The organism is Streptomyces chrestomyceticus JCM 4735, from assembly GCF_003865135.1.
Taxonomy (GTDB): Bacteria; Actinomycetota; Actinomycetes; order Streptomycetales; family Streptomycetaceae; genus Streptomyces; species Streptomyces chrestomyceticus.
On the sequence record NZ_BHZC01000001.1, the window covers coordinates 5,260,525 to 5,285,617 of the forward strand.

Here is a 25,093-nt window from a genome sequence, read left to right on the forward strand (position 1 = left end):
GTTCATCCCCCACGTTTTCCTTCTCGAAGGATCGCCCTTGCGGGGATCTGCGGGAAGGAGGGCGACACGCCCGACCGCGTGGGTCGGAGGTCGGTGGATGGACGGCAACGTACCGGGTCCCAGAGCGTTACGAGAGACAGGACTACGAAGTAGCCATGGCGGGACAGAAGATCCGCATCCGGCTCAAGGCCTACGACCACGAGGTCATCGACACGTCGGCGAAGAAGATCGTCGAGACGGTGACCCGTACTGGTGCGTCGGTCGCGGGCCCGGTGCCGCTCCCCACCGAGAAGAACGTGTACTGCGTCATCAAGTCGCCGCACAAGTACAAGGACTCGCGCGAGCACTTCGAGATGCGCACGCACAAGCGCCTGATCGACATTCTCGACCCGACGCCCAAGACCGTTGACTCGCTGATGCGCCTGGACCTTCCGGCCGGCGTTGACATCGAGATCAAGCTCTGAGAGGCGCAGTAGAGATGGCTAAGCAGATCAAGGGCATCCTGGGCGAGAAGCTCGGCATGACCCAGGTCTGGGACGAGAACAACCGTGTCGTCCCGGTCACTGTGGTCAAGGCCGGCCCCTGCGTCGTTACCCAGGTGCGCACCAATGACCAGGACGGCTACGACTCCGTCCAGATCGCCTTCGGCGAGATCGACCCGCGCAAGGTGAACAAGCCCCTCAAGGGCCACTTCGCGAAGGCCGACGTCACCCCCCGCCGGCACCTCGTCGAGGTCCGTACCACTGACGCCAGTGAGTACACCCTCGGCCAGGAGCTGACCGCCGAGACCTTCGAGTCCGGCGTCAAGGTGGACGTGACCGGCAAGAGCAAGGGCAAGGGCTTCGCCGGTGTCATGAAGCGTCACGGCTTCCACGGCGGCAAGGCTTCGCACGGTGCCCACCGCGTGCACCGCAAGCCGGGCTCCATCGGTGGCTGCGCCACCCCGGGCCGCGTGTTCAAGGGCATGCGGATGGCCGGCCGTATGGGCAACGAGCGGGTCACCACCCAGAACCTGACCGTCCATGCCGTTGACGCGGAGAAGGGTCTGCTGCTCATCAAGGGCGCAGTTCCTGGTCCGAACGGCGGCCTCGTCCTGGTCCGTACCGCGGCCAAGGGGGCCTGAGGTAACCGATGAGCACCATTGACATCCTTTCGCCGGCAGGCGACAAGGCCGGGACCGTCGAGCTCCCCACGGAGATCTTCGACGCGAAGGTCAGCGTTCCGCTGATCCACCAGGTCGTTGTCGCGCAGCTGGCCGCGGCCCGTCAGGGCACGCACAAGACCAAGACCCGTGGCGAGGTCCGCGGCGGTGGCAAGAAGCCGTACCGCCAGAAGGGCACCGGCCGCGCGCGCCAGGGTTCGACCCGTGCGCCGCAGTTCGCCGGCGGTGGCGTCGTGCACGGTCCCGTGCCGCGTGACTACTCGCAGCGGACCCCGAAGAAGATGAAGGCCGCCGCCCTGCGCGGTGCCCTCACCGACCGGGCCCGCAACAGCCGCATCCACGTCGTCTCCGGCGTGGTCGAGGGCGAGGTCTCCACGAAGGCCGCCAAGGCTCTCCTCGGCAAGATCAGCGAGCGCAAGCACGTGCTGCTGGTCGCCGAGCGCGCCGACCAGGCCGCGTGGCTCTCCGCCCGCAACCTGCCCCAGGTCCACATCCTGGAGCCGGGCCAGCTGAACACGTACGACGTGCTCGTCTCCGACGACGTGGTCTTCACCAAGGCCGCCTTCGAGTCCTTCGTGGCTGGTCCCAAGGCCGCTGAGCTCGAAGGGAGCGCCGCCTGATGACTGAGGCGACCGTTACCAGCAAGTCCTTCTCGGACCCGCGCGACCTTCTGGTCAAGCCGGTCGTCTCCGAGAAGAGCTACGCGCTGCTGGACGAGAACAAGTACACGTTCATCGTCGACCCGCGTGCGAACAAGACCCAGATCAAGCAGGCCGTCGAGGCGGTCTTCTCGGTCAAGGTCACCGGGGTCAACACGATCAACCGCCAGGGCAAGCGCAAGCGCACCCGCACCGGTTTCGGTAAGCGCGCCAACACCAAGCGCGCCATCGTGACCCTCGCCGAGGGCGACCGTATCGACATCTTCGGCGGCCCGGTCTCCTAACGGAGTCCGAGTCGTCCGGAATCGGACGAGGACTGAGAAATGGGTATCCGCAAGTACAAGCCGACGACCCCGGGCCGTCGTGGCTCCAGCGTCGCCGACTTTGTCGAGATCACGCGGTCCACGCCGGAGAAGTCGCTGGTCCGCCCGCTGCACAGCAAGGGCGGCCGTAACAACGCCGGTCGTGTGACCGTTCGCCACCAGGGCGGTGGCCACAAGCGCGCCTACCGCGTGATCGACTTCCGTCGTCACGACAAGGACGGCGTGCCGGCCAAGGTCGCGCACATCGAGTACGACCCCAACCGCACCGCGCGCATCGCGCTGCTGCACTACGCAGACGGCGAGAAGCGCTACATCATCGCGCCGCGTGGCCTGGTGCAGGGTGCTCGGATTGAGAACGGCCAGGGCGCCGACATCAAGCCGGGCAACAACCTGCCGCTGCGCCACATCCCGGTCGGTACGACGATCCACGCCATCGAGCTGCGGCCCGGCGGCGGCGCGAAGTTCGCCCGCTCCGCGGGTGCCTCCGTGCAGCTGCTGGCGAAGGAGGGCTCCATGGCCCACCTTCGTATGCCGTCCGGTGAGATCCGCCTGGTCGACGTGCGCTGCCGCGCCACCGTCGGCGAGGTCGGCAACGCCGAGCAGTCGAACATCAACTGGGGCAAGGCCGGCCGTATGCGCTGGAAGGGCGTCCGCCCGACCGTGCGTGGTGTCGTGATGAACCCGGTCGACCACCCGCACGGTGGTGGTGAGGGCAAGACCTCCGGTGGTCGCCACCCGGTCTCGCCCTGGGGCCAGAAGGAGGGTCGTACGCGTTCGCCTAAGAAGGCTTCGAACAAGTACATCGTCCGCCGCCGCAAGACGAACAAGAAGCGCTAGGAGCGGGTTTAGATGCCGCGTAGTCTCAAGAAGGGGCCCTTCGTCGACGACCACCTGAGCAAGAAGGTGGACACGCAGAACGAAGCCGGCACCAAGAACGTCATCAAGACCTGGTCCCGCCGCTCCATGATCGTCCCGGCCATGCTCGGCCACACGATCGCGGTGCACGACGGCCGCAAGCACGTCCCGGTGTTCGTCACCGAGTCGATGGTCGGCCACAAGCTCGGCGAGTTTGCGCCGACCCGCACCTTCCGCGGCCACGAGAAGGACGACCGCAAGTCGCGTCGTCGCTGATCGGCGGAGTGCGAAGACTTATGACTGACACCGAAGGGACAACCATGGAAGCCAGGGCCCAGGCGCGGTACATCCGCGTCACGCCCATGAAGGCCCGCCGCGTGGTGGACCTTATCCGTGGCATGGATGCCACGGAGGCTCAGGCGGTCCTGCGTTTCGCCCCGCAGGCCGCGAGCGTGCCCGTCGGCAAGGTGCTGGACAGCGCCATTGCCAACGCGGCGCACAACTACGACCACACCGACGCCGGCAGCCTCTTCATTTCCGAGGCGTACGTCGACGAGGGTCCGACCCTGAAGCGGTTCCGGCCGCGTGCCCAGGGCCGTGCCTACCGGATCCGCAAGCGGACCAGCCACATCACCGTGGTCGTCAGCAGCAAGGAAGGAACCCGGTAATGGGCCAGAAGGTAAACCCGCACGGGTTCCGGCTCGGCATCACCACCGACTTCAAGTCGCGTTGGTACGCCGACAAGCTGTACAAGGACTACGTCAAGGAAGACGTCGCCATTCGTCGCATGATGACGAAGGGCATGGAGCGCGCCGGTATCTCCAAGGTGGAGATCGAGCGCACCCGTGAGCGCGTCCGCGTCGACATCCACACCGCTCGTCCGGGCATCGTCATCGGCCGCCGCGGCGCCGAGGCCGACCGCATCCGCGGCGAACTGGAGAAGCTGACCGGCAAGCAGGTCCAGCTGAACATCCTCGAGGTCAAGAACCCCGAGACCGATGCTCAGCTCGTGGCCCAGGCCGTCGCCGAGCAGCTTTCCTCCCGCGTCTCCTTCCGTCGCGCCATGCGCAAGAGCATGCAGTCGACGATGAAGGCCGGCGCCAAGGGCATCAAGATCCAGTGCGGTGGCCGTCTCGGCGGCGCCGAGATGTCGCGCTCGGAGTTCTACCGCGAGGGCCGCGTGCCCCTGCACACGCTCCGCGCCAACGTCGACTACGGCTTCTTCGAGGCCAAGACGACCTTCGGCCGTATCGGTGTGAAGGTCTGGATCTACAAGGGCGACGTCAAGAACATCGCCGAGGTCCGCGCCGAGAACGCTGCCGCCCGTGCGGGTAACCGCCCGGCCCGCGGTGGCGGCAACGACCGCCCGCGCCGCGGTGGCGAGCGCGGCGGCCGTGGCGGCCGCAAGCCGCAGCAGAACGCCGCTGCCGAGGCCCCCAAGGCCGAGGCCGCTGCCGCTGCTCCGGCTGCTGAGAGCACCGGAACGGAGGGCTGACCGACATGCTGATCCCTCGCAGGGTCAAGCACCGCAAGCAGCACCACCCGAAGCGCAACGGTATGGCCAAGGGTGGCACCGAGCTTGCCTTCGGTGAGTACGGCATTCAGGCCGTGACCCCCGCCTACGTGACGAACCGGCAGATCGAGTCCGCTCGTATCGCCATGACCCGTCACATCAAGCGTGGCGGCAAGGTCTGGATCAACATTTACCCGGACCGCCCGCTGACGAAGAAGCCGGCCGAGACCCGCATGGGTTCCGGTAAGGGTTCTCCGGAGTGGTGGGTCGCGAACGTCAAGCCCGGTCGGGTGATGTTCGAGCTGTCCTTCCCGAACGAAAAGGTTGCGAAGGAGGCGCTGACCCGCGCCGCCCACAAGCTTCCGATGAAGTGCCGCATCGTGCGGCGCGAGGCAGGTGAGTCGTGATGGCGGCCGGTACCAAGGCGACCGAGCTGCGCGAGCTGAACAACGAGGACCTCGTTGCGAAGCTCCGCGAGGCCAAGGAGGAGCTGTTCAACCTCCGCTTCCAGGCGGCGACCGGACAGCTCGAAAACCACGGCCGGCTGAAGGCCGTCCGCAAGGACATCGCCCGGATCTACACCCTGATGCGTGAGCGCGAGCTCGGCATCGAGACGGTGGAGAGCGCCTGATGAGCGAGAAGAATGTGACTGAGACGAACGAGCAGCGCGGCTTCCGCAAGACCCGCGAGGGTCTCGTCGTCAGCGACAAGATGGACAAGACCGTCGTCGTCGCTGTCGAGGACCGTGTCAAGCACGCGCTGTACGGCAAGGTCATCCGCCGTACGAACAAGCTCAAGGCGCACGACGAGCAGAACGCTGCCGGTGTCGGCGACCGCGTCCTCCTGATGGAGACGCGTCCGCTGTCGGCGAGCAAGCGCTGGCGCATCGTCGAGATCCTCGAGAAGGCCAAGTAAGGACATTCCCGTTCGGGAATTCCTATAGATACCGCCTGGGGGGTTTCCCCCAGGTCAGTTCCGCCAGGCTCGGCGGTGGGCCTCAGCAATGAGGCCCCCGCCGGGAACCGGCAGACGATCAGGAGATAGACGTGATCCAGCAGGAGTCGCGGCTTCGGGTCGCCGACAACACGGGTGCGAAGGAAATTCTCACCATCCGTGTTCTCGGTGGTTCGGGCCGCCGCTACGCGGGCATCGGTGACGTCATCGTCGCCACCGTCAAGGATGCGATCCCCGGTGGCAACGTGAAGAAGGGTGACGTCGTCAAGGCGGTCATCGTTCGCACCGTCAAGGAGCGCCGCCGTCCGGACGGCTCGTACATCCGCTTCGACGAGAACGCGGCCGTCATCCTCAAGAACGATGGCGACCCCCGCGGCACCCGCATCTTCGGCCCGGTGGGCCGGGAGCTGCGCGAGAAGAAGTTCATGAAGATCATCTCGCTCGCGCCGGAGGTGCTGTAACCGATGAAGATCAAGAAGGGCGACCTGGTCCAGATCATCACCGGCAAGGACAAGGGCAAGCAGGGCAAGGTCATCGCGGCCTTCCCCCGCGAGGACCGTGTCCTGGTCGAGGGTGTCAACCGGGTCAAGAAGCACACCAAGGCCGGTCAGACCGCTCGCGGCTCCAAGACCGGCGGCATCGTGACGACCGAGGCCCCCATCCACGTGAGCAACGTGCAGCTCGTTGTGGAGAAGGACGGCAACAAGGTCGTCACCCGCGTCGGGTACCGCTTCGACGAAGAGGGCAACAAGATCCGCGTTGCCAAGCGGACCGGTGAGGACATCTGATGACTGCCACCACCAACGCGCCGCGCCTCAAGCAGCGCTACCGCGAAGAGATCGCCGGGAAGCTGAAGGACGAGTTCTCCTACGAGAACGTCATGCAGATCCCCGGTCTGACCAAGATCGTGGTCAACATGGGTGTGGGCGACGCCGCCCGCGACTCCAAGCTGATCGAGGGTGCCATCAAGGACCTCACCACGATCACCGGCCAGAAGCCGGCCGTCACCAAGGCCCGTAAGTCCATCGCGCAGTTCAAGCTGCGCGAGGGCCAGCCGATCGGTGCCCACGTCACCCTCCGCGGTGACCGCATGTGGGAGTTCCTGGACCGCCTGCTGTCGCTCGCGCTGCCGCGCATCCGCGACTTCCGTGGTCTGTCCCCGAAGCAGTTCGACGGTCGGGGCAACTACACCTTCGGTCTCACGGAGCAGGTCATGTTCCACGAGATCGACCAGGACAAGATCGACCGGCAGCGGGGCATGGACATCACCGTGGTCACCACGGCGTCCAACGACGATGAGGGCCGCGCCCTGCTTCGTCACCTCGGCTTCCCGTTCAAGGAGAACTGACCGTGGCGAAGAAGGCTCTGATCGCTAAGGCGGCCCGCAAGCCGAAGTTCGCTGTGCGCGCGTACACGCGTTGCCAGCGCTGCGGCCGGCCGCACTCCGTCTACCGCAAGTTCGGCCTGTGCCGCGTGTGCCTCCGTGAGATGGCTCACCGTGGCGAGCTGCCGGGCGTGACCAAGAGCTCCTGGTAACACCCCCTCCCGCACGTCCGACCAGCGCCCTCACGGGCGCACCGGCGGACGGCAGGAATCATGTGGGTGGTTCCGGAGTCTCTCGGTAAGCATCTGTTCGGCGGGGCCCCGCCCTTTGATCCCGTAGGGTAGAAGGGTTGGGCGCCCCGCCGCCCAGGAACGACTTACTACGCCGAAGGTCCCCGCGCCGCACCCGTCCCGACCCTGCTCGGGGAGAGGGATGGCGCATACAGGAAACCCCGGCGAGAGAGGCCGAAGGCCAATTCATGACCATGACTGACCCCATCGCAGACATGCTCACGCGTCTGCGTAACGCGAACTCGGCGTACCACGACACCGTCGTGATGCCGCACAGCAAGATCAAGTCGCACATCGCGGAGATCCTCCAGCAGGAGGGTTACATCACCGGCTGGAAGGTCGAGGACGCCGAGGTCGGCAAGAACCTCATCCTCGAGCTGAAGTTCGGTCCGAACCGCGAGCGGTCGATCGCCGGCATCAAGCGCATCTCGAAGCCGGGCCTGCGGGTCTACGCAAAGTCCACCAACCTGCCGAAGGTGCTCGGCGGCCTGGGCGTGGCGATCATCTCCACGTCGCACGGTCTCCTCACCGGTCAGCAGGCCAGCAAGAAGGGCGTAGGCGGAGAAGTTCTCGCCTACGTCTGGTAATTCGGGAACGGAGGAATAGCTAATGTCGCGTATTGGCAAGCTGCCCATCCAGGTTCCCGCTGGTGTGGACGTCACCATCGACGGCCGCACGGTTTCGGTGAAGGGTCCCAAGGGCTCCCTGCAGCACACCGTCGCCGCGCCCATCGAGGTCGCCAAGGGTGAGGACGGCTTCATCGCCGTCACCCGCCCGAACGACGAGCGTCAGAACAAGGCCCTGCACGGCCTGTCCCGCACGCTGGTGGCGAACATGATCACCGGCGTGACCCAGGGATTCAGCAAGGCGCTCGAAATCAGTGGTGTCGGTTACCGCGTCCAGGCGAAGGGCTCCAACCTGGAGTTCTCGCTCGGTTACAGCCACCCGATCCTGGTCGAGGCGCCCGAGGGCATCTCGTTCAAGGTCGAGTCCCCGACCAAGCTGAGCGTCGAGGGCATCGACAAGCAGAAGGTCGGCGAGGTCGCCGCGAACATCCGCAAGCTGCGCAAGCCCGACCCGTACAAGGCCAAGGGCGTCAAGTACGCCGGCGAGGTCATCCGCCGCAAGGTCGGAAAGGCTGGTAAGTAAGCCATGGCATACGGTGTGAAGGTCGCGAAGGGTGACGCCTACAAGCGCGCCGCCGCCAAGCGTCGCCACATCCGCATCCGCAAGCGGATTTCGGGTACGCCGGAGCGTCCGCGTCTGGTCGTGACGCGGTCCAACCGCGGTATCACCGCCCAGGTCATCGACGACATCAAGGGTCACACCCTGGCGTCGGCGTCGACCCTGGACGCGTCGATCCGCGGTGGCGAGGGCAACAAGACGGACCTGGCCAAGCAGGTCGGCTCCCTGGTCGCCGAGCGCGCCAAGGCCGCCGGTGTCGAGGCCGTCGTGTTCGACCGTGGTGGCAAGCAGTACGCCGGGCGGATTGCCGCTCTGGCCGACGCCGCCCGCGAAGCCGGGCTGAAGTTCTAAGCCCCGGTTCCGAGCTAGCGGACGTAACAGAGAGAGGTAAATCCAATGGCTGGACCCCAGCGCCGCGGGAGCGGTGCCGGTGGCGGCGAGCGGCGGGACCGTAAGGACCGGCGGGACGGCGGCGCTGCTGCCGAGAAGACCGCCTACGTCGAGCGTGTTGTCGCAATCAACCGCGTCGCCAAGGTTGTGAAGGGTGGTCGTCGCTTCAGCTTCACCGCGCTGGTCGTGGTGGGCGACGGTGACGGCACCGTGGGTGTCGGTTACGGCAAGGCCAAGGAGGTGCCGGCCGCCATCGCCAAGGGTGTGGAGGAGGCCAAGAAGCACTTCTTCAAGGTCCCCCGTATCGGTGGCACCATCCCGCACCCCATCCAGGGCGAAGAGGCCGCGGGCGTCGTCCTGCTCAAGCCGGCTTCCCCCGGTACCGGTGTGATCGCCGGTGGCCCGGTGCGTGCCGTGCTGGAGTGCGCGGGCATCCACGACGTGCTGAGCAAGTCGCTCGGTTCGTCGAACCCGATCAACATCGTGCACGCCACGGTGGCCGCTCTGCGGGGCCTGCAGCGCCCCGAGGAGATCGCCGCCCGCCGTGGTCTGCCGCTGGAGGACGTTGCTCCCGCCGCTCTGCTGCGGGCGCGTGCCGGGGTGAACGCGTAATGGCTTCGCTCAAGATCACGCAGACCAAGTCCATCATCGGCAGCAAGCAGAACCACCGCGACACCCTGCGTTCGCTCGGTCTCAAGAAGATCAACGACGTGGTTGTCAAGGAAGACCGTCCCGAGTACCGCGGCATGGTGCACACCGTCCGCCACCTCGTGACGGTCGAGGAGGTCGACTGACATGGCGGAGAACAACCCGCTGAAGGTCCACAACCTCCGTCCTGCCCCGGGCGCCAAGACCGCCAAGACCCGTGTGGGTCGTGGTGAGGCGTCCAAGGGTAAGACCGCAGGTCGTGGTACCAAGGGCACGAAGGCCCGTTACCAGGTTCCGGAGCGCTTCGAGGGTGGGCAGATGCCCCTCCACATGCGCCTCCCGAAGCTGAAGGGCTTCAAGAACCCCGCCCACAAGCAGTTCCAGGTCGTGAACCTGGACAAGCTGGCCGCGCTCTACCCGCAGGGTGGCGAGGTCACGGTGACCGACCTGGTCGCCAAGGGCGCGGTGCGCAAGAACGAGCTCGTCAAGGTCCTGGGCCAGGGCGAGATCTCCGTGGCGCTGACGGTGACGGTGGACTCCGTCTCCGGCTCCGCCAAGGAGAAGATCACCGCTGCCGGTGGCAGCGTCACCGAGCTCATCTGAGCTCAGTGAATCAACTGACCGGGGATGCCCACGTATTGGGGCATCCCCGGTTGGTCGTTCCAAGGGGGGCATGGTCGCCGGTAAGGTGGCGTGCACTGTTGCTGTATTTTCCGGGGGTTCTTCCCCTGGACCCCCACCGCGTGGGCTAATGTCTGCGCGGTTTTGGCCGCTTTGTATTCGTCGATCCTCAAGACCGTCACCTCTCGCTCCAGAGGCGGGAGGCGCAGGAGGCACCGTGCTCACCGCGTTCGCCCGAGCGTTCAAGACGCCCGACCTGCGCAAGAAGCTGCTGTTCACGTTGGGCATTGTGCTCGTCTACCGGCTCGGGGCGCATGTTCCGGTGCCCGGGGTGAACTACTCCAATGTCGACACCTGCATGAAGCAGGCCGGCGCCAACGGCGGCCTCTTCGGCCTGGTGAACATGTTCAGCGGTGGTGCGCTGCTCCAGATCACGATCTTCGCGCTGGGGATCATGCCGTACATCACGGCAAGCATCATCCTCCAGCTCCTGACCGTGGTCATCCCCCGTCTGGAGGCCCTCAAGAAAGAGGGCCAGTCCGGACAGGCAAAGATCACTCAGTACACCCGGTACCTGACCGTCGCGCTGGCGGTCCTCCAGGGCACCGGCCTGGTCGCCACCGCCAAGAGCGGCGCGTTGTTCCAGGGCTGCCCCGTCGCCAGCGAGATCGTGCCGAGCGACACGATCTTCACGACCATCACCATGGTCATCACGATGACCGCCGGCACCGCCATGGTCATGTGGCTCGGTGAGCTGGTGACCGACCGCGGCATCGGCAACGGCATGTCGATCCTGATGTTCGTCGGTATCGCGGCCGGCTTCCCCGGCTCGCTGTGGCAGATCAAGATGTCCGGCAAGCTCGCCGACGGCTGGATCGAGTTCTTCGCCGTCATCGTGGTGGGTCTGGCGATGGTCGCCCTGGTCGTCTTCGTCGAGCAGGCCCAGCGGCGGATCCCCGTGCAGTACGCCAAGCGGATGATCGGACGTCGCTCCTACGGCGGTACGTCCACCTACATCCCGCTCAAGGTGAACCAGGCGGGTGTGATCCCCGTCATCTTCGCTTCGTCGCTGCTCTACATCCCGGCCCTGGTGGCACAGTTCAGCGGGTCGAAGGCCGGCTGGGCGACCTGGATCGAAACGAACTTCACCAAGGGCAACCACCCGGTCTACATCGTCACGTACTTCCTGCTGATCGTCTTCTTCGCGTTCTTCTACGTCGCCATCTCCTTCAACCCCGAAGAAGTTGCCGACAACATGAAGAAGTATGGTGGCTTCATCCCGGGGATCCGGGCCGGTCGCCCCACGGCCGAGTACCTCAGCTACGTGCTCAACCGGATCACGTGGCCGGGCTCGCTGTATCTGGGTCTGATCGCGCTGGTGCCCACCGTGGCGTTGGTGCTGTTCAAGGCCAACCAGAACTTCCCGTTCGGCGGGACGAGCATCCTGATCATCGTGGGTGTGGGTCTGGAGACCGTGAAGCAGATCGAGAGCCAGCTCCAGCAGCGCAACTACGAAGGGTTCCTCCGCTGATGCGAATCGTCCTCGTCGGGCCTCCTGGGGCAGGGAAGGGTACGCAGGCCGCGTACCTCGCCAAGAACCTCTCGATCCCGCACATCTCTACGGGCGACCTGTTCCGCGCCAACATCAGCCAGGGCACCGACCTGGGCAAAGAGGCCAAGTCCTACATGGACGCGGGCAACCTGGTCCCCGACTCGGTGACGATCGCGATGGCCGAGGACCGGATGGACCAGCCGGACGCCGAGGGCGGTTTCCTGCTGGACGGCTTCCCGCGCAACATCGGCCAGGCCGAGGCGCTGGACGCGTACCTCAAGGGCAAGGGCGTGAAGCTGGACGCCGTCCTGGACCTGGAGGTCCCGGAGGACGAGGTCGTCAAGCGGATCGCGGGCCGGCGGATCTGCCGCAACGACAGCAGCCACGTCTTCCATGTGGACTACCACAAGCCGAAGACCGAGGGCGTCTGCGACCTCTGCGGCGGCGACCTGTACCAGCGTGAGGACGACCGCGAGGACACCGTCCGCAAGCGGCTGGAGGTCTACCACACGGAGACCGAGCCGATCATCGACCACTACAAGGCGCAGGACCTGGTCGTCACGATCCCGGCCCTCGGCAAGGTGGACGAGGTCACCCAGCGCGCGATGGCCGCGCTGGACAAGGCCTGACAGGCACGAGAACCACGCACACGGCCGCGGTGCCCGGGCACGGGCGCCGCGGCCGTATCGTGTATGTGGCGGCCTCTGCGGCCGCAGCAGCGTCGTAGTAGTCGGTTTGAGGAAGGCGTCGGCCCCCATGGTGGAGATCAAGAACCCCGAGCAGATCGCGAAGATGCGCGAGGCGGGGCTGGTGGTCGCCGCCATCCACGCGGCCACCCGGGAGGTGGCGGTGCCCGGCGCCACCACCAAGGACCTGGACGACGCCGCGCGCAAGGTGCTGGCCGAGCACGGCGCCAAGTCGAACTTCCTCGGGTACGGCGGCTTCCCCGCGACGATCTGCACGTCGGTCAACGACGTCGTCGTCCACGGCATCCCCGACACCGAGACCGTGCTCGCCGACGGCGACATCATCTCCATCGACTGCGGCGCGATCATCGACGGCTGGCACGGCGACGCGGCCTACACCGCCTTCGTGGGCTCCGGTCACTCTCCGGAGCTGGTGGAGCTGAGCCGGGTCACCGAGGAGTCCATGTGGGCCGGCATCGCCGCCGTCCGCAAGGGCAACCGCCTGGTCGACATCTCCAAGGCGATCGAGGGCTACATCCGCCGCCAGCCGCGCCCGGCCAACGGCAAGTACGGCATCGTCGAGGACTACGGCGGCCACGGCATCGGCTCCGAGATGCACATGGACCCGCACCTGCTGAACTACGTCGACCGCAAGCGCGGGCGCGGTCCGAAGCTGGTCCCGGGCTTCTGCATCGCCATCGAGCCCATGGTCAACCTGGGTACGGCCAAGACCCACGTGCTGGCGGACGACTGGACGGTCAAGTCGAACGACGGGAGCTGGTCCTCGCACTGGGAGCACTCGGTCGCGCTGACCGAGCAGGGCCCGCTGGTGCTGACCGCCCCGGACGGCGGCAAGGCGAAACTGGCCGAGCTGGGCATCGAGGCCGCGCCCGACCCGCTGGCCTGAGGCCCGCACCCGGCCGGCGGTACGGGCCGGACCCGAGGCGTAACGATCACTGTCCGTGGGCAATAATCGTGGATTCGTCTTTTCGGGGTCGCTGACGTAGACTGACGCGTCGGCTGTCGTGCATCCGTGTGCCTGTTTGCCGGGTATGCGTCCGTACGCAGTTGATCAAGGTAGCCGATTCGAAGGGCGAAGCGTGGCCAAGAAGCAAGGTGCCATCGAAATCGAGGGCACCGTGATCGAGTCCCTCCCGAACGCGATGTTCAAGGTGGAGCTTCAGAACGGTCACAAGGTCCTCGCGCACATCAGCGGCAAGATGCGGATGCACTACATCCGCATCCTTCCGGATGACCGGGTCGTCGTGGAGCTGTCTCCCTACGACCTGACGCGTGGCCGGATCGTCTACCGCTACAAGTAGATCTTGTCGACGCCCCCTCCCGTGGGGTGGCGGCACTGACCCGGAGAACCTCACACCCATGAAGGTCAAGCCGAGCGTCAAGAAGATCTGCGACAAGTGCAAGGTGATCCGCCGCCACGGCCGGGTCATGGTGATCTGCGACAACCTGCGCCACAAGCAGCGCCAGGGCTGACGCACGCCGACCTCTCTGCATTTCGCAGTATCTTCGCGCGACGCAAACGCACAGTAATACGTACATACGCAGACACCCGACCCCCGTGCCCGCTCACGTAGCGGACGCAGGGGACGACACCCCCGGCTCGGAGGCCGGGGACCCGGCTCGTAATGCTGAAGAGTCTTACGGGAACGGTGCTGCGGAAGACCTCCGAATACCTCAGGAGCCAATCAATGGCACGCCTCGCAGGCGTTGATCTCCCGCGCGACAAGCGCGTCGAGGTCGCCCTCACCTACGTCTTCGGCATCGGGCGCACCCTGTCGCAGCAGACCCTCGCCGCCACCGGCGTGAACCCGGACACCCGCGTTCGCGACCTGGCCGAGGAAGACCTGGTCAAGATCCGCGAGTACGTGGACAACAACCTCAAGACCGAGGGTGACCTCCGTCGCGAGATCCAGGCCGACATCCGCCGCAAGGTCGAGATCGGCTGCTACCAGGGTCTGCGTCACCGCCGCGGCCTGCCGGTGCACGGTCAGCGCACCAGCACGAACGCCCGTACCCGCAAGGGCCCGCGTCGCGCGATCGCCGGCAAGAAGAAGCCGGGCAAGAAGTAGTCCTCAGCGGACGCTCATCAGCGGTCTTCGCTGTAGGACCGACCACCTCCACCGGGAGTAATACATGCCTCCGAAGGGCCGTACGGCCGGCGCCAAGAAGGTGCGCCGCAAGGAGAAGAAGAACGTCGCCCACGGGCACGCTCACATCAAGAGCACGTTCAACAACACCATCGTTTCGATCACCGACCCCACGGGCAACGTGATCTCCTGGGCCTCGGCGGGCCACGTGGGCTTCAAGGGCTCGCGCAAGTCCACGCCGTTCGCCGCGCAGATGGCTGCCGAGTCGGCCGCCCGCCGCGCGCAGGAGCACGGCATGCGCAAGGTCGACGTCTTCGTCAAGGGTCCCGGCTCCGGCCGTGAGACCGCGATCCGCTCGCTCCAGGCCACCGGCCTGGAGGTCGGCTCGATCCAGGACGTCACCCCCACGCCGCACAACGGCTGCCGTCCCCCAAGCGCCGTCGCGTCTGACGTCGCGCGGTCCTCATAGGGCCGCAGCCTGTCGGTCCGCGCTCCGGCGCGGCCCGGCACCGGGCACTTTCGGGCGGTACGCCGCGACTCCTGGGAGCCGCGCCGTGCCGCCCGTACCCTTGTAGAAACCGCCGGGCCACCGTCCGGCGGAGCTGGCATCAAATAGCGGGTGCCACGACTGGAAGGCGAAACACCTCATGCTGATCGCTCAGCGTCCCTCGCTGACCGAAGAGGTCGTCGACGAATACCGCTCGCGGTTCGTGATCGAGCCGCTGGAGCCGGGCTTCGGCTACACCCTCGGCAACTCCCTGCGTCGTACGCTCCTCTCCTCGATCCCGGGTGCGGCGGTCACGTCCATCCGCATCGACGGTGTCCTGCACGAGTTCACCACCGTGCCGGGCGTCAAGGAGGACGTCACCGACCTCATCCTGAACATCAAGCAGCTCGTCGTCTCCTCGGAGCACGACGAGCCGGTCGTGATGTACCTGCGCAAGCAGGGCCCCGGCCTGGTCACCGCCGCGGACATCGCCCCGCCGGCCGGTGTCGAGGTGCACAACCCCGACCTGGTCCTCGCCACCCTCAACGGCAAGGGCAAGCTGGAGATGGAGCTGACCGTCGAGCGCGGTCGCGGCTATGTCTCCGCCGTGCAGAACAAGCAGGTGGGCCAGGAGATCGGCCGGATCCCGGTCGACTCCATCTACTCGCCGGTTCTCAAGGTCACCTACAAGGTCGAGGCGACCCGTGTCGAGCAGCGCACCGACTTCGACAAGCTGATCGTCGACGTCGAGACCAAGCAGGCCATGCGCCCGCGTGACGCCATGGCGTCGGCCGGCAAGACCCTGGTCGAGCTGTTCGGTCTGGCCCGCGAGCTCAACATCGACGCCGAGGGCATCGACATGGGCCCGTCCCCCACGGACGCCGCCCTGGCCGCCGACCTGGCGCTGCCGATCGAGGAGCTGGAGCTCACCGTTCGGTCGTACAACTGCCTCAAGCGCGAGGGCATCCACTCCGTGGGTGAGCTCGTGGCCCGCTCCGAGGCCGACCTGCTCGACATCCGCAACTTCGGTGCGAAGTCGATCGACGAGGTCAAGGCGAAGCTGGCCGGCATGGGTCTGGCGCTGAAGGACTCGCCTCCCGGGTTCGACCCGACCGCCGCGGCTGACGCCTTTGGTGCCGACGATGACGCGGATGCGGGCTTCGTGGAGACCGAGCAGTACTGAGCCGCCGTACGGCGGGTTGGCCGGTCTCGGCTGGCCCGCCGTGTCGAGTGCGGCTTGTATCGGCCTTGAGGCATCGTCCTCAAACGCCGGACGGGCTGGATAGGGATGAGCTGCGCTCAGCCACGACAGCCCAGCGGGCCTCCGGCCCGCGTGCAATCTTCCGCGGGGCACCCGCCCCCGGGAACTGACACCGGTACCTGATACGGCCGGTGCAGCAATGAAGGAGAAATACCATGCCGAAGCCCGCCAAGGGTGCCCGTCTGGGCGGCAGCGCCGCGCACGAGCGTCTTATGCTGCGCAACCTGGCCACCAGCCTGTTCGAGCACGGCCGGATCACGACGACTGAGGCCAAGGCCCGTCGTCTGCGTCCGTACGCCGAGCGTCTGGTGACCAAGGCGAAGAAGGGTGACCTTCACAACCGCCGTCAGGTCATGCAGCTGATCTCGGACAAGAGCGTCGTGCACACGCTCTTCACGGAGATCGCGCCGCGCTTCTCGGAGCGTCCGGGTGGTTACACCCGTATCACCAAGATCGGCAACCGTCGTGGCGACAACGCCCCGATGGCCGTCATCGAGCTGGTCGAGGGCGAGATCGCCAAGAAGGCCACCGTTGCCGAGGCCGAGGCCGCGACCAAGCGCGCGGTGAAGGAGTCCGACGAGGCCGCCAAGGCCGAGGACACCAAGGGCGAGGCCGCCGAGGCCCCGGCCGAGGAGTCCAAGGACGCCTGAGCCTGACACAGGCCACCGGACGGGCCCGCTCCCCTCAGGGGGGCGGGCCCGTTCCGCTTGAGAGGATGCACGCGTGAGCGATGAAGTGGAGCCCGGGTTCGTACGGGTGCGGCTGGACCTTTCCTACGACGGGAAGGACTTCTCGGGCTGGGCGAAGCAGCGGGCGCGGCGCACGGTCCAGGAGGAGCTGGAGACGGCGCTGCGGACGGTGACGCGGTCGGCGGAGACGTACGAGCTGACGGTGGCGGGGCGGACGGACGCCGGGGTGCACGCGCGTGGGCAGGTGGCGCACGTGGATCTGCCCGCGGAGCTGTGGGCCGAGCACGCGGACAAGCTGCTGCGGCGGCTGGCCGGGCGGCTGCCGAAGGACGTACGGGTGTGGCGGGCGGCCGAGGCGCCGTACGGGTTCAACGCGCGGTTCTCGGCGATCTGGCGGCGGTACGCCTATCGGGTGACCGACCACCCGGGCGGCGTGGACCCGCTGCTGCGCGGTCACGTGCTGTGGCACGACTGGGACCTGGACGTCGACGCGATGAACGAGGCGTCGCAGGCGCTGCTGGGGGAGCACGACTTCGCGGCCTACTGCAAGCGGCGCGAGGGGGCCACGACGATCCGTACGCTCCAGACGCTGAGCTGGGTGCGGGACGCGGACGGGATCGTCACGGCGACGGTCAAGGCGGACGCCTTCTGCCACAACATGGTGCGGTCCCTGGTGGGCGCGCTGCTGTTCGTGGGGGACGGGCACCGGCCGGTGGAGTGGCCGGGCAAGGTGCTGGCGGCCGGGGTGCGGGACTCGGCGGTGCACGTCGTACGGCCGCACGGGCTGACGCTGGAAGAGGTCGGCTATCCGGCGGACGACCAGCTCATGGCCCGTAACAAGGAGGCGCGCAACAAGCGGACCCTGCCGGGGGGCGGCTGCTGCTGAGCCGCCCCGGGGCCGGGCGCGCGGGCGTCAGGACTGGGCGCGGGCGGCCTTGGCCGCCTGGTCCGTGCCGCGCTGCCAGATGCGGTGGAAGGCGTACTGGCCGCCGTCCCGCCCTATCTGCAGGGCCTTGGTGGACGCGTTGGTGACGGCCGAGCCGTCGAGGTTCCCGGCGATGGTGAAGTAGGCGTAGCGGCCGGTGGCGTTGGCGTACGTGGTGCAGGGCGAGCCCTGGCAGAAGGAGCCGACGCCGTCGCCCGGCAGCGGTGCGAGGCCGGGCTTGCCGGCTGCCTTGACCTTGAACGCGGCGGCCTTGGAGTCGAAGACGGCGACGCCGACGGTGACCGCCACGCCGTCCTTGGCGTAGGTGGCGCGCAGCAGCTTCTTGCAGCCGTTGTGCTTGAGGACCGAGCCGAGGGCGCCGTAGGTGCCGGCCGTGCAGTCGTCGGTGACGGCGGTGCTCCGGCGGGGGTAGCTGTTCTTGCCGAGGACCATGTTCTGGTCGGGGAAGAGGCCGGCGGGGGTGAGGGCGGCGGTGTCCTTCTTGGGGTCGGTGATGTAGTCCCGCGGGTTCGGCGGCGGCGGGACGGAGACCTCGGAGAAGGACGGCTTGGGGGCCGCGGACTCGGTCGGCAGGGTCACCGGGCGCGGCAGGTCGCCGCCCTTGTTGCTGGTGATCACGGCGGTGGCGACGATGCCGGCCACGGCCGCGGTGGCCAGCGCGCCGCCGCCGATGAGGAGCCAGCGTCTGCGGCGGCCGCGCGCCTCGCTCTCGTCGGCGAGCGCGTCCCAGTCAGGAGTCGAGGAGTCCGGTCCCCCAGGGCCGAACGGCCCGCCATTCCCAAAGCTCATGCCGCGCATCCTAAACCGGTTGGTGGAACGCGCGGCGGGCGGCGACAATCCGGGGCTATGGGACACGTGGAGGCCGGGCATCTGGAGTACTACCTGCCGGACGGGCGGGTGCTGTTGGGCGACGTGTCCTTCAGGGTCGGCGAGGGCGCCTCGGTGGCGCTGGTCGGCGCGAACGGGGCGGGCAAGACGACGCTGCTGCGGCTGATCGCGGGGGAGCTGCAGCCGCACGGCGGCGCGGTGACCGTGAGCGGCGGGCTGGGGGTGATGCCGCAGTTCGTGGGTTCCGTGAGGGATGAGCGGACCGTACGGGACCTGCTGGTGTCGGTGGCGCAGCCGCGGATCAGGGAGGCCGCCGCGGCCGTGGACGCCGCCGAGGAAGCCGTCATGACGGTCGACGACGAGGCCGCGCAGATGCGGTACGCGCAGGCGCTCAGCGACTGGGCCGAGGCGCGCGGGTACGAGGCCGAGACGGTGTGGGACATGTGCACCATGGCCGCGCTGGGCGTCCCGTACGAGAAGGCGCAGTGGCGGCAGGTGCGCACGCTCAGCGGCGGTGAGCAGAAGCGGCTGGTGCTGGAGTCGCTGCTGCGCGGCACCGACGAGGTGCTGCTGCTGGACGAGCCGGACAACTACCTGGACGTGCCGGGCAAGCGCTGGCTGGAGGAGCGGCTGCGCGAGACGAAGAAGACGGTGCTGTTCGTCAGCCACGACCGGGAGCTGCTGGCCCGCTCCGCCGAGAAGATCGTCAGCGTCGAGCCGGGGCCCGCCGGGTCGGACGTGTGGGTGCACGGCGGCGGCTTCGGCACGTACCACCAGGCGCGCAAGGAGCGCTTCGCCCGCTTCGAGGAGCTGCGGCGGCGCTGGGACGAGAAGCACGAGCAACTGAAGAAGCTGGTGCGCAACCTGCGGCAGGCCGCGGAGATCAGCCACGAGCTGGCCACCCGGTACCACGCCGCGCAGACCCGGCTGCGCAAGTTCGAGGAGGCCGGGCCGCCGCCGGAGCCGCCGCGCGAGCAGGAGATCACCATGCGGCTCAAGGGCGGCCGTACCGGTGTGCGGGCGGTGACCTGCGAGAACCTTGAGCTGACCGGGCTGATGAAGCCGTTCGACCTGGAGGTCTTCTACGGGGAGCGGGTCGCGGTGCTGGGGTCGAACGGCTCCGGGAAGTCGCACTTCCTACGGCTGCTCGCGGGGGAGGACGTCGCGCACACGGGCGCCTGGAAGCTGGGTGCCCGCGTCGTCCCCGGTCACTTCGCGCAGACACACGCGCACCCGGAGCTGGAGGGGCGCACGCTTCTGGACATTCTGTGGACGGAACACGCCAAGGACCGCGGCAAGGCGATGAGCGCGCTGCGCCGGTACGAGCTGGAGCGCCAGGCCGAGCAGCGCTTCGACCGGCTGTCGGGCGGCCAGCAGGCGCGCTTCCAGATCCTGCTGCTGGAGCTGGCGGGGACGACCGCCCTGCTGCTGGACGAGCCGACCGACAACCTCGACCTGGAGAGCGCGGAGGCCCTTCAGGAGGGGCTGGAGGCGTACGAGGGGACGGTGCTGGCGGTGACGCACGACCGCTGGTTCGCGCGGTCCTTCGACCGGTACCTGGTCTTCGGCGCGGACGGGCGGGTGCGGGAGACGGCGGAGCCGGTGTGGGACGAGCGCAGGGTGGAGCGGAAGCGGTAGCCCGGGGTCACCGCTTGGACGCGTGCGGTGGTGGGGCCGTGGGGGCGGCTCTTAGATGGACGCATGAGCGCGGAGAAGACGGGCCTGGCGGGTGCCGGCGAGGTCCGGGACGCGGTGCGGCCCGCGGACCCGCCGGTCGTCGGGTGGCTGCTCGGGCGGGCCCCGTGGCCCCTGTGGGGAGTGGCCGCCGTCCTGATGGGCGCGGTGATCTTCCATGTCCAGCGGCACAGTCCCACCGTCGGCATGGACAACGACTTCGTCGTGAAGGCGGCGCGGGCGCTGCTGGCCGGGGACGCTCCGTACGCCGACAAGCGGTTCCTGTATCTGCCGAGTGCGGTGCCGGCGGCGGTGCCCGAGGCGCTGCTGTCCGCCGGGAAGCTGCGGCTGCTGGTGCCGGTGGCGGGGGTGGGGCTGGTGCTGCTGGGGTGGCTCGCCTCGCTGCGGATCTTCCGGATTCCCGTACGGAGCCGGCTGGCGGCGCTCGGCGTGGTGGCCCTGGCGTTCTTCGAGCCGTTCCGCAACGTCGTGAACATCGGGAACTGGACGCTGGCCTCCGTGGTCGCACTGCCCCTGATGCTGCTCCTGGCACTGCGCTCCCGGTGGATCGCCGCGGGCGCGGTCCTGGGGCTCGCGCTGGCGGTCAAGCCGATGCTGGCGCCGCTGCTGCTGCTCCTGGTCCTCGCGCGGCGGTGGCGGGCTTTCGCCGTGGCGGTGGCGGTGCCGGTGGCGGCGTCCGTGCTGGCGGCGCTGGTGATGCCGCGGCCGGGCATGTTCTTCACCCGTACGCTGCCGTTCCTGCTGCACGGCCAGGACAGTTTCGCCCGCCCGTTCGACGCCTCGCCCGGCATGATCCTCACCCGATTGGGGGTGCCCGAGACCGCGGCGTACGGCGTGGCGGCGGTGGCGGCGGTCGCGGGGACGGGCTGCGCGTGGCTGCGATGGCGGCGCGGCGACCCGGGGGCCCAGCGGCTCGTGGAGACCGCCGCGATGCTGATGCTGGCGGCCTTCCTGGTGTCCAGGCCGTCCTTCGACCACTATCTGCTGGTGGTGCTGCCGCCGCTGGTGGCCTCCGTGGTCCTGCCGGGCTCGGCGGCCCGTACGGTCTGGTTCTGGGTCGCCCTGGTGCCGCAGATCAGCGGGCTGCCCTGGCCGCACCTGGAGGGACTGCACCGGCGGGCCTTCAAGGACACCGTGATGCTGTGCACCGTGGCGGCGGCGGTGGCGTGGACCTGTGTCCGTCCCCGGATGCTGCGGGCGGTGACTATCATGTCCGTGGGGCCCGAGAGCGCGGATCGTACGCCGGTTCGGGACGTGTTTTGACCCGGCTGGGGGCGGCCCGGTATTCTGCCAGTTCGTTATGCGTATTGGCTTGCTCTATCTCACGTGAGGGGCCCTTACGCCGGTCCACCGGGCCGATGACCAGCGGCAGGAACCCGGGTTGCGTCACCCGCGGGGCCGCCAGTGCTGGAGATCGACCGAGGTGACCAGTACAGGACCCTATTCACTGAAGAAGCGAAGGCTAACCGTGCGTACGTTCAGCCCCAAGCCCGGCGATGTCCAGCGCCAGTGGCACATCATTGACGCGCAGGACGTTGTCCTGGGCCGTCTGGCCTCGCAGGCCGCGTCCCTCCTGAGGGGCAAGCACAAGCCGGTGTACGCGCCGCACGTCGACACCGGTGACTTCGTCATCATCGTCAACGCCGACAAGGTGCACCTGTCCGGCAACAAGCGCAGCCAGAAGATGGCCTACCGCCACTCCGGCTTCCCGGGCGGTCTGCGCTCGGTGCGCTACGACGAGCTCCTCGACAAGAACCCCGAGAAGGCTGTCGAGAAGGCCGTCAAGGGCATGCTCCCCAAGAACACCCTGGGCCGTCAGATGCTCTCGAAGCTGAAGGTCTACGCGGGCGCCGAGCACCCGCACGCTGCGCAGCAGCCGGTCCCGTTCGAGATCACCCAGGTCGCGCAGTAAGTCCGGCCACCCCCTAAGACGAAGAGAATCTGAGGAGAATCGTGGCTGAGACCACCCCCGAGACCCCGCTGGACGAGGTCGAGGAGTACACCACCGAGACCGAGGTTCCGCTGGAGGGTGAGTACACCTCCGAGTCGCTCGCGTCGCGCTTCGGCGACCCGCAGCCGGCCGCCGGCCTGGGCCGTCGCAAGAACGCCATCGCCCGCGTGCGGATCATCCCCGGCTCCGGCCAGTGGAAGATCAACGGCCGCACCCTTGAGGGTTACTTCCCGAACAAGGTGCACCAGCAGGAAGTCAACGAGCCCTTCAAGGTGCTCGAACTGGACAACCGCTACGACGTGGTCGCCCGCATCTCCGGCGGCGGCATCTCCGGCCAGGCCGGTGCGCTGCGCCTGGGCGTGGCCCGTGCGCTGAACGAGGCGGACGAGGACAACAACCGCGGCCCGCTGAAGAAGGCCGGCTTCCTCAAGCGCGACGACCGTGCGGTCGAGCGCAAGAAGGCCGGTCTGAAGAAGGCCCGCAAGGCCCCGCAGTACAGCAAGCGCTAATTGCCGCTCGGCTGCTCGCGCGGCTCTTGGCGAACGCCCCGGTGGCACCATCCGTGCTGCCGGGGCGTTCGGCTATCCGGGACCAGCGGCGTATACCTGGACGCAACGCTCTGGTCCACGTACATCAACTCGGAGGACACCAGTGGGACGACTCTTCGGCACGGACGGTGTGCGCGGTGTCGCCAACGCGGATCTCACGGCGGAGCTGGCGCTCGGTCTGTCGGTCGCGGCGGCGCATGTGCTCGCGGAGGCCGGCACTTTCCAGGGCCACCGGCCGGTGGCCGTGGTCGGGCGCGATCCGAGGGCGTCCGGAGAGTTCCTGGAGGCCGCCGTCGTGGCGGGACTGGCCAGTGCGGGCGTGGACGTGCTGCGGGTGGGCGTGCTGCCGACCCCGGCCGTGGCGTACCTGACCGGGTCGCTCGGCGCCGACCTGGGCGTGATGCTCTCCGCCAGCCACAACCCGATGCCCGACAACGGCATCAAGTTCTTCGCCCGCGGCGGCCACAAGCTCGCCGACGAGCTGGAGGACCGCATCGAGCGTACGTACCGCTCGCACAGCTCCGGCGAGCCGTGGGACCGGCCGACCGGCGCCGGTGTGGGCCGGGTCAAGGACTACGACCAGGGCTTTGACAACTACGTCGCGCACCTGGTGGGCGTGCTGCCGAACCGCCTGGACGGCCTGAAGGTCGTCATCGACGGCGCGCACGGCGCGGCCTCCCGGGTCTCCCCGGAGGCGTTCGCCCGGGCCGGTGCCGAGGTCGTCACCATCGGTGCCGACCCCGACGGCCTGAACATCAACGACGACTGCGGCTCCACGCACCTCGCCGGCCTGTGCGCCGCGGTCGTCGAGCACGGCGCCGACCTCGGCGTGGCGCACGACGGCGACGCGGACCGCTGCCTGGCGGTGGACCGCGACGGCAACGAGATCGACGGTGACCAGATCCTGGCCGTCCTCGCCCTCGGGATGCGCGAGGCGGGCACGCTGCGCAAGGACACCGTCGTGGCGACCGTGATGTCCAACCTGGGCTTCAAGCTGGCCATGGAGCGCGAGGGCCTGACCTTCGTCCAGACGGCGGTCGGCGACCGGTACGTCCTGGAGGAGATGAAGTCCGGCGGCTTCGCGCTCGGCGGTGAGCAGTCCGGGCACGTCATCGCGCTGGACCACGCGACGACCGGCGACGGCACCCTCACCGGCCTGATGCTGGCCGCCCGCGTCGCGGCCACGGGCCGCCCGCTGGGCGAGCTGGCCGGCGTCATGAAGCGCCTGCCGCAGGTCCTGGTCAACGTGCCGGACGTGGACAAGTCCCGCGTCAGCACGTCCCCGGAGGTCACCTCGGCCGTCGCGGAGGCGGAGCGCGAGCTGGGCGCCACCGGCCGGGTCCTGCTGCGCCCCTCGGGCACGGAGCCGCTGGTACGGGTCATGGTCGAGGCCGCCGACATCGAGCAGGCGGGGGCCGTGGCCGGCCGTCTGGCGGATGTGGTGAAGTCGGCGCTGGGCTAGCCCGCGCCCTCCTTGCGTACGCGCTGTCGGCTGCCGGCCCAGAAGAGCTTCTGGGCCAGCAGCGTCAGCGTGCCCGCGATGACGATCCCGGCGAGGTTCAGCAGGAGCTGCTCGGTGGACCCCCAAGCCTGCGCGTACGAGCGGTAGCTGAACGCGACGGCGGCGTTCGCGGCGGCCGGGACGGTGGTGACCGAGATCGCCACGCCGACCAGGGCGCCGGACTTCGCCGAGGTCAGTGAGAGGACGCCGGCGATTCCGGCGAGGACGGCGACCACGAACGAGAACCAGTCCGGCCGGTAGATGAAGTTCGTGTTCGGGCGGTCCGCCGTCAGCGCCCCGGCGTCGAAGAGCCCCACCGCGTCCATGAACAGGCTGAAGCCCACCGTCGCCGCCATCGCCACCGCGAAGCCCACGACCAGCGCCAGCAGGGAGCGCCAGGCCAGCCGGGGCGCGCGGCGCACCAAGGCGGTGCAGATGCCGGCCAGCGGGCCGAACTCCGGGCCGACGGCCATCGCGCCGACGATCAGGATCGCGTTGTCCAGCACCACGCCGCAGGCCGCGATCATCGTGGCGAGCGCCAGGAACGCCAGATAGGTGACGGAGAGCGTGGACTCCTCGTGGGTGGCGTCGGTCAGCGACTCCCACAGCACGGCGTCCACGCCCTCGCCGGGCGCGTCCTTCTCCGCCTGGTCCGCGCGGGTGGACAGGGACAGGTCGACGTTCTCCACGGCGATCGAGCCGTCCCGGTCGATGCCGAGCGCCCGCAGCTCGTGCAGCAGGCCGTCACCGGCCTCACGGGCCACGTCGCACAGGATCACGTCCCCCCGCGGTTCGCGCGCGGCGCCGGTCAGGACGGCGAGGTGGGCGGTGCCGACGGTGTTCTCCACCAGGTGCAGCACGGCCTGCGTACGGTCGGCGGGAACGATCAGGCGCAGGTGCAGCACGGTGTACCTCTC

At 68.3% G+C, this 25,093-nt stretch carries 37 protein-coding genes and 1 pseudogene; 36 read left to right on the plus strand and 2 right to left on the minus strand.

Annotated elements, in window-relative coordinates; genetic code table 11:
• Positions 1-155 precede the first annotated feature (155 nt).
• The 31 genes and pseudogenes from rpsJ to truA all read left to right on the plus strand — a co-directional run bounded on the left by rpsJ (position 156) and on the right by truA (position 17,593).
• Positions 156-464 carry a 30S ribosomal protein S10 gene (rpsJ, locus tag EJG53_RS22705; RefSeq protein ID WP_004571821.1) on the plus strand — a complete coding sequence of 103 codons (309 nt, stop codon included), beginning with the start codon at positions 156-158 and terminating at the stop codon, positions 462-464.
• Positions 465-478: 14 nt separating this feature from the next.
• A complete protein-coding gene (gene rplC, locus EJG53_RS22710; RefSeq protein WP_030016992.1) occupies positions 479-1,123 on the plus strand; it encodes a 50S ribosomal protein L3 in 645 nt (214 codons plus the stop codon).
• Between the two features lie 8 nt (positions 1,124-1,131).
• A complete protein-coding gene (gene rplD / locus EJG53_RS22715; protein ID WP_031003042.1) occupies positions 1,132-1,782 on the plus strand; it encodes a 50S ribosomal protein L4 in 651 nt (216 codons plus the stop codon).
• Entirely contained in the window at positions 1,782-2,105 is a 324-nt protein-coding gene (rplW, locus tag EJG53_RS22720; RefSeq protein WP_030016990.1) for a 50S ribosomal protein L23, read from the plus strand. Before rplD ends, rplW begins: the two co-directional genes overlap by 1 nt.
• Before the next feature lie 39 nt (positions 2,106-2,144).
• A complete protein-coding gene (gene rplB, locus EJG53_RS22725; protein ID WP_030016989.1) occupies positions 2,145-2,981 on the plus strand; it encodes a 50S ribosomal protein L2 in 837 nt (278 codons plus the stop codon).
• A 12-nt stretch (positions 2,982-2,993) separates the two neighbouring features.
• Complete coding sequence (gene rpsS / locus EJG53_RS22730) at positions 2,994-3,275, plus strand: 30S ribosomal protein S19 (RefSeq protein ID WP_030016988.1); 282 nt, start codon at positions 2,994-2,996, stop codon at positions 3,273-3,275.
• Positions 3,276-3,319: 44 nt separating this feature from the next.
• Complete coding sequence (rplV, locus tag EJG53_RS22735) at positions 3,320-3,667, plus strand: 50S ribosomal protein L22 (RefSeq protein WP_032926743.1); 348 nt, start codon at positions 3,320-3,322, stop codon at positions 3,665-3,667.
• Positions 3,667-4,494 carry a 30S ribosomal protein S3 gene (gene rpsC / locus EJG53_RS22740; protein WP_004571828.1) on the plus strand — a complete coding sequence of 276 codons (828 nt, stop codon included), beginning with the start codon at positions 3,667-3,669 and terminating at the stop codon, positions 4,492-4,494. The genes rplV and rpsC overlap by 1 nt, the downstream gene beginning before the upstream one ends.
• Before the next feature lie 5 nt (positions 4,495-4,499).
• Positions 4,500-4,919, plus strand: coding sequence for a 50S ribosomal protein L16 (gene rplP, locus EJG53_RS22745; protein ID WP_004571829.1), 420 nt, complete (start codon positions 4,500-4,502; stop codon positions 4,917-4,919).
• The gene (gene rpmC / locus EJG53_RS22750; protein ID WP_004950453.1) at positions 4,919-5,143 is read left to right on the plus strand and encodes a 50S ribosomal protein L29; all 225 of its coding nucleotides are present in this window, start codon (positions 4,919-4,921) and stop codon (positions 5,141-5,143) included. The genes rplP and rpmC overlap by 1 nt, the downstream gene beginning before the upstream one ends.
• Positions 5,143-5,427 carry a 30S ribosomal protein S17 gene (gene rpsQ / locus EJG53_RS22755; RefSeq protein WP_004571831.1) on the plus strand — a complete coding sequence of 95 codons (285 nt, stop codon included), beginning with the start codon at positions 5,143-5,145 and terminating at the stop codon, positions 5,425-5,427. Before rpmC ends, rpsQ begins: the two co-directional genes overlap by 1 nt.
• A gap of 131 nt (positions 5,428-5,558) precedes the next feature.
• Entirely contained in the window at positions 5,559-5,927 is a 369-nt protein-coding gene (gene rplN, locus EJG53_RS22760; RefSeq protein WP_003974257.1) for a 50S ribosomal protein L14, read from the plus strand.
• A 3-nt stretch (positions 5,928-5,930) separates the two neighbouring features.
• Positions 5,931-6,254 carry a 50S ribosomal protein L24 gene (gene rplX / locus EJG53_RS22765; protein WP_031003050.1) on the plus strand — a complete coding sequence of 108 codons (324 nt, stop codon included), beginning with the start codon at positions 5,931-5,933 and terminating at the stop codon, positions 6,252-6,254.
• Positions 6,254-6,814 (plus strand): 50S ribosomal protein L5, encoded by a 561-nt coding sequence (rplE, locus tag EJG53_RS22770; RefSeq protein ID WP_030016984.1) that lies wholly within the window; start codon positions 6,254-6,256, stop codon positions 6,812-6,814. The genes rplX and rplE overlap by 1 nt, the downstream gene beginning before the upstream one ends.
• A gap of 2 nt (positions 6,815-6,816) precedes the next feature.
• Positions 6,817-7,002, plus strand: a complete 186-nt coding sequence (locus EJG53_RS22775) for a type Z 30S ribosomal protein S14 (protein WP_004571834.1) — start codon at positions 6,817-6,819, stop codon at positions 7,000-7,002.
• A gap of 266 nt (positions 7,003-7,268) precedes the next feature.
• A complete protein-coding gene (gene rpsH, locus EJG53_RS22785; RefSeq protein WP_004571835.1) occupies positions 7,269-7,667 on the plus strand; it encodes a 30S ribosomal protein S8 in 399 nt (132 codons plus the stop codon).
• 22 nt (positions 7,668-7,689) lie between these two features.
• On the plus strand, positions 7,690-8,229 hold the full coding sequence (gene rplF, locus EJG53_RS22790) for a 50S ribosomal protein L6 (RefSeq protein WP_030016983.1): 540 nt from the start codon (positions 7,690-7,692) through the stop codon (positions 8,227-8,229).
• A gap of 3 nt (positions 8,230-8,232) precedes the next feature.
• Positions 8,233-8,616: a 50S ribosomal protein L18 gene (rplR, locus tag EJG53_RS22795; protein WP_030375637.1), complete on the plus strand. Its 384-nt coding sequence runs from the start codon at positions 8,233-8,235 to the stop codon at positions 8,614-8,616.
• 45 nt (positions 8,617-8,661) lie between these two features.
• Positions 8,662-9,267 carry a 30S ribosomal protein S5 gene (gene rpsE, locus EJG53_RS22800; RefSeq protein WP_031003053.1) on the plus strand — a complete coding sequence of 202 codons (606 nt, stop codon included), beginning with the start codon at positions 8,662-8,664 and terminating at the stop codon, positions 9,265-9,267.
• Positions 9,267-9,449: a 50S ribosomal protein L30 gene (gene rpmD / locus EJG53_RS22805; RefSeq protein ID WP_030016980.1), complete on the plus strand. Its 183-nt coding sequence runs from the start codon at positions 9,267-9,269 to the stop codon at positions 9,447-9,449. Before rpsE ends, rpmD begins: the two co-directional genes overlap by 1 nt.
• Position 9,450: 1 nt before the next feature.
• The gene (gene rplO, locus EJG53_RS22810) at positions 9,451-9,906 is read left to right on the plus strand and encodes a 50S ribosomal protein L15 (protein WP_030016979.1); all 456 of its coding nucleotides are present in this window, start codon (positions 9,451-9,453) and stop codon (positions 9,904-9,906) included.
• A 235-nt stretch (positions 9,907-10,141) separates the two neighbouring features.
• On the plus strand, positions 10,142-11,455 hold the full coding sequence (secY, locus tag EJG53_RS22815; protein ID WP_125046327.1) for a preprotein translocase subunit SecY: 1,314 nt from the start codon (positions 10,142-10,144) through the stop codon (positions 11,453-11,455).
• Entirely contained in the window at positions 11,455-12,105 is a 651-nt protein-coding gene (locus tag EJG53_RS22820) for an adenylate kinase (RefSeq protein ID WP_125046328.1), read from the plus strand. The genes secY and EJG53_RS22820 overlap by 1 nt, the downstream gene beginning before the upstream one ends.
• Positions 12,106-12,232: 127 nt before the next feature.
• The gene (gene map / locus EJG53_RS22825) at positions 12,233-13,069 is read left to right on the plus strand and encodes a type I methionyl aminopeptidase (RefSeq protein ID WP_031003058.1); all 837 of its coding nucleotides are present in this window, start codon (positions 12,233-12,235) and stop codon (positions 13,067-13,069) included.
• Between the two features lie 193 nt (positions 13,070-13,262).
• Positions 13,263-13,484 (plus strand): translation initiation factor IF-1, encoded by a 222-nt coding sequence (gene infA, locus EJG53_RS22830; protein ID WP_003956442.1) that lies wholly within the window; start codon positions 13,263-13,265, stop codon positions 13,482-13,484.
• 58 nt (positions 13,485-13,542) lie between these two features.
• On the plus strand, positions 13,543-13,656 hold the full coding sequence (rpmJ, locus tag EJG53_RS22835) for a 50S ribosomal protein L36 (RefSeq protein ID WP_003956441.1): 114 nt from the start codon (positions 13,543-13,545) through the stop codon (positions 13,654-13,656).
• A gap of 215 nt (positions 13,657-13,871) precedes the next feature.
• Complete coding sequence (gene rpsM, locus EJG53_RS22840; RefSeq protein WP_004571844.1) at positions 13,872-14,252, plus strand: 30S ribosomal protein S13; 381 nt, start codon at positions 13,872-13,874, stop codon at positions 14,250-14,252.
• 64 nt (positions 14,253-14,316) lie between these two features.
• Positions 14,317-14,720 (plus strand): annotated as a pseudogene (gene rpsK / locus EJG53_RS22845) (30S ribosomal protein S11).
• A gap of 197 nt (positions 14,721-14,917) precedes the next feature.
• Positions 14,918-15,940 carry a DNA-directed RNA polymerase subunit alpha gene (locus tag EJG53_RS22850; RefSeq protein ID WP_003956430.1) on the plus strand — a complete coding sequence of 341 codons (1,023 nt, stop codon included), beginning with the start codon at positions 14,918-14,920 and terminating at the stop codon, positions 15,938-15,940.
• 233 nt (positions 15,941-16,173) lie between these two features.
• Positions 16,174-16,668 (plus strand): 50S ribosomal protein L17, encoded by a 495-nt coding sequence (gene rplQ, locus EJG53_RS22855; RefSeq protein WP_031003060.1) that lies wholly within the window; start codon positions 16,174-16,176, stop codon positions 16,666-16,668.
• A 73-nt stretch (positions 16,669-16,741) separates the two neighbouring features.
• The gene (gene truA, locus EJG53_RS22860; protein WP_125046330.1) at positions 16,742-17,593 is read left to right on the plus strand and encodes a tRNA pseudouridine(38-40) synthase TruA; all 852 of its coding nucleotides are present in this window, start codon (positions 16,742-16,744) and stop codon (positions 17,591-17,593) included.
• Positions 17,594-17,620: 27 nt separating this feature from the next.
• Here truA and EJG53_RS22865 read toward each other — a convergent pair whose 3' ends face one another.
• Positions 17,621-18,442 carry a hypothetical protein gene (locus EJG53_RS22865; protein WP_031003063.1) on the minus strand — a complete coding sequence of 274 codons (822 nt, stop codon included), beginning with the start codon at positions 18,440-18,442 and terminating at the stop codon, positions 17,621-17,623.
• A 57-nt stretch (positions 18,443-18,499) separates the two neighbouring features.
• Between EJG53_RS22865 and EJG53_RS22870 the strand changes: the two genes are divergently transcribed.
• The 5 genes from EJG53_RS22870 (at position 18,500) to glmM (ending at position 24,137) form a co-directional block, all read left to right on the plus strand.
• On the plus strand, positions 18,500-20,119 hold the full coding sequence (locus EJG53_RS22870) for an ABC-F family ATP-binding cassette domain-containing protein (protein ID WP_125046332.1): 1,620 nt from the start codon (positions 18,500-18,502) through the stop codon (positions 20,117-20,119).
• Positions 20,120-20,182: 63 nt separating this feature from the next.
• Positions 20,183-21,439 (plus strand): glycosyltransferase family 87 protein, encoded by a 1,257-nt coding sequence (locus EJG53_RS22875; protein ID WP_125046333.1) that lies wholly within the window; start codon positions 20,183-20,185, stop codon positions 21,437-21,439.
• Positions 21,440-21,644: 205 nt separating this feature from the next.
• A complete protein-coding gene (gene rplM, locus EJG53_RS22880) occupies positions 21,645-22,088 on the plus strand; it encodes a 50S ribosomal protein L13 (protein ID WP_031003068.1) in 444 nt (147 codons plus the stop codon).
• A gap of 41 nt (positions 22,089-22,129) precedes the next feature.
• Positions 22,130-22,636: a 30S ribosomal protein S9 gene (rpsI, locus tag EJG53_RS22885; RefSeq protein WP_030016969.1), complete on the plus strand. Its 507-nt coding sequence runs from the start codon at positions 22,130-22,132 to the stop codon at positions 22,634-22,636.
• A gap of 142 nt (positions 22,637-22,778) precedes the next feature.
• Entirely contained in the window at positions 22,779-24,137 is a 1,359-nt protein-coding gene (gene glmM, locus EJG53_RS22890) for a phosphoglucosamine mutase (protein ID WP_125046334.1), read from the plus strand.
• Here the strand turns inward: glmM and EJG53_RS22895 are convergent.
• Entirely contained in the window at positions 24,134-25,081 is a 948-nt protein-coding gene (locus EJG53_RS22895) for a DUF389 domain-containing protein (protein WP_125046335.1), read from the minus strand. The two genes, glmM and EJG53_RS22895, sit on opposite strands and share 4 nt — an antisense overlap.
• Between the last annotated feature and the right edge of the window lie 12 nt (positions 25,082-25,093).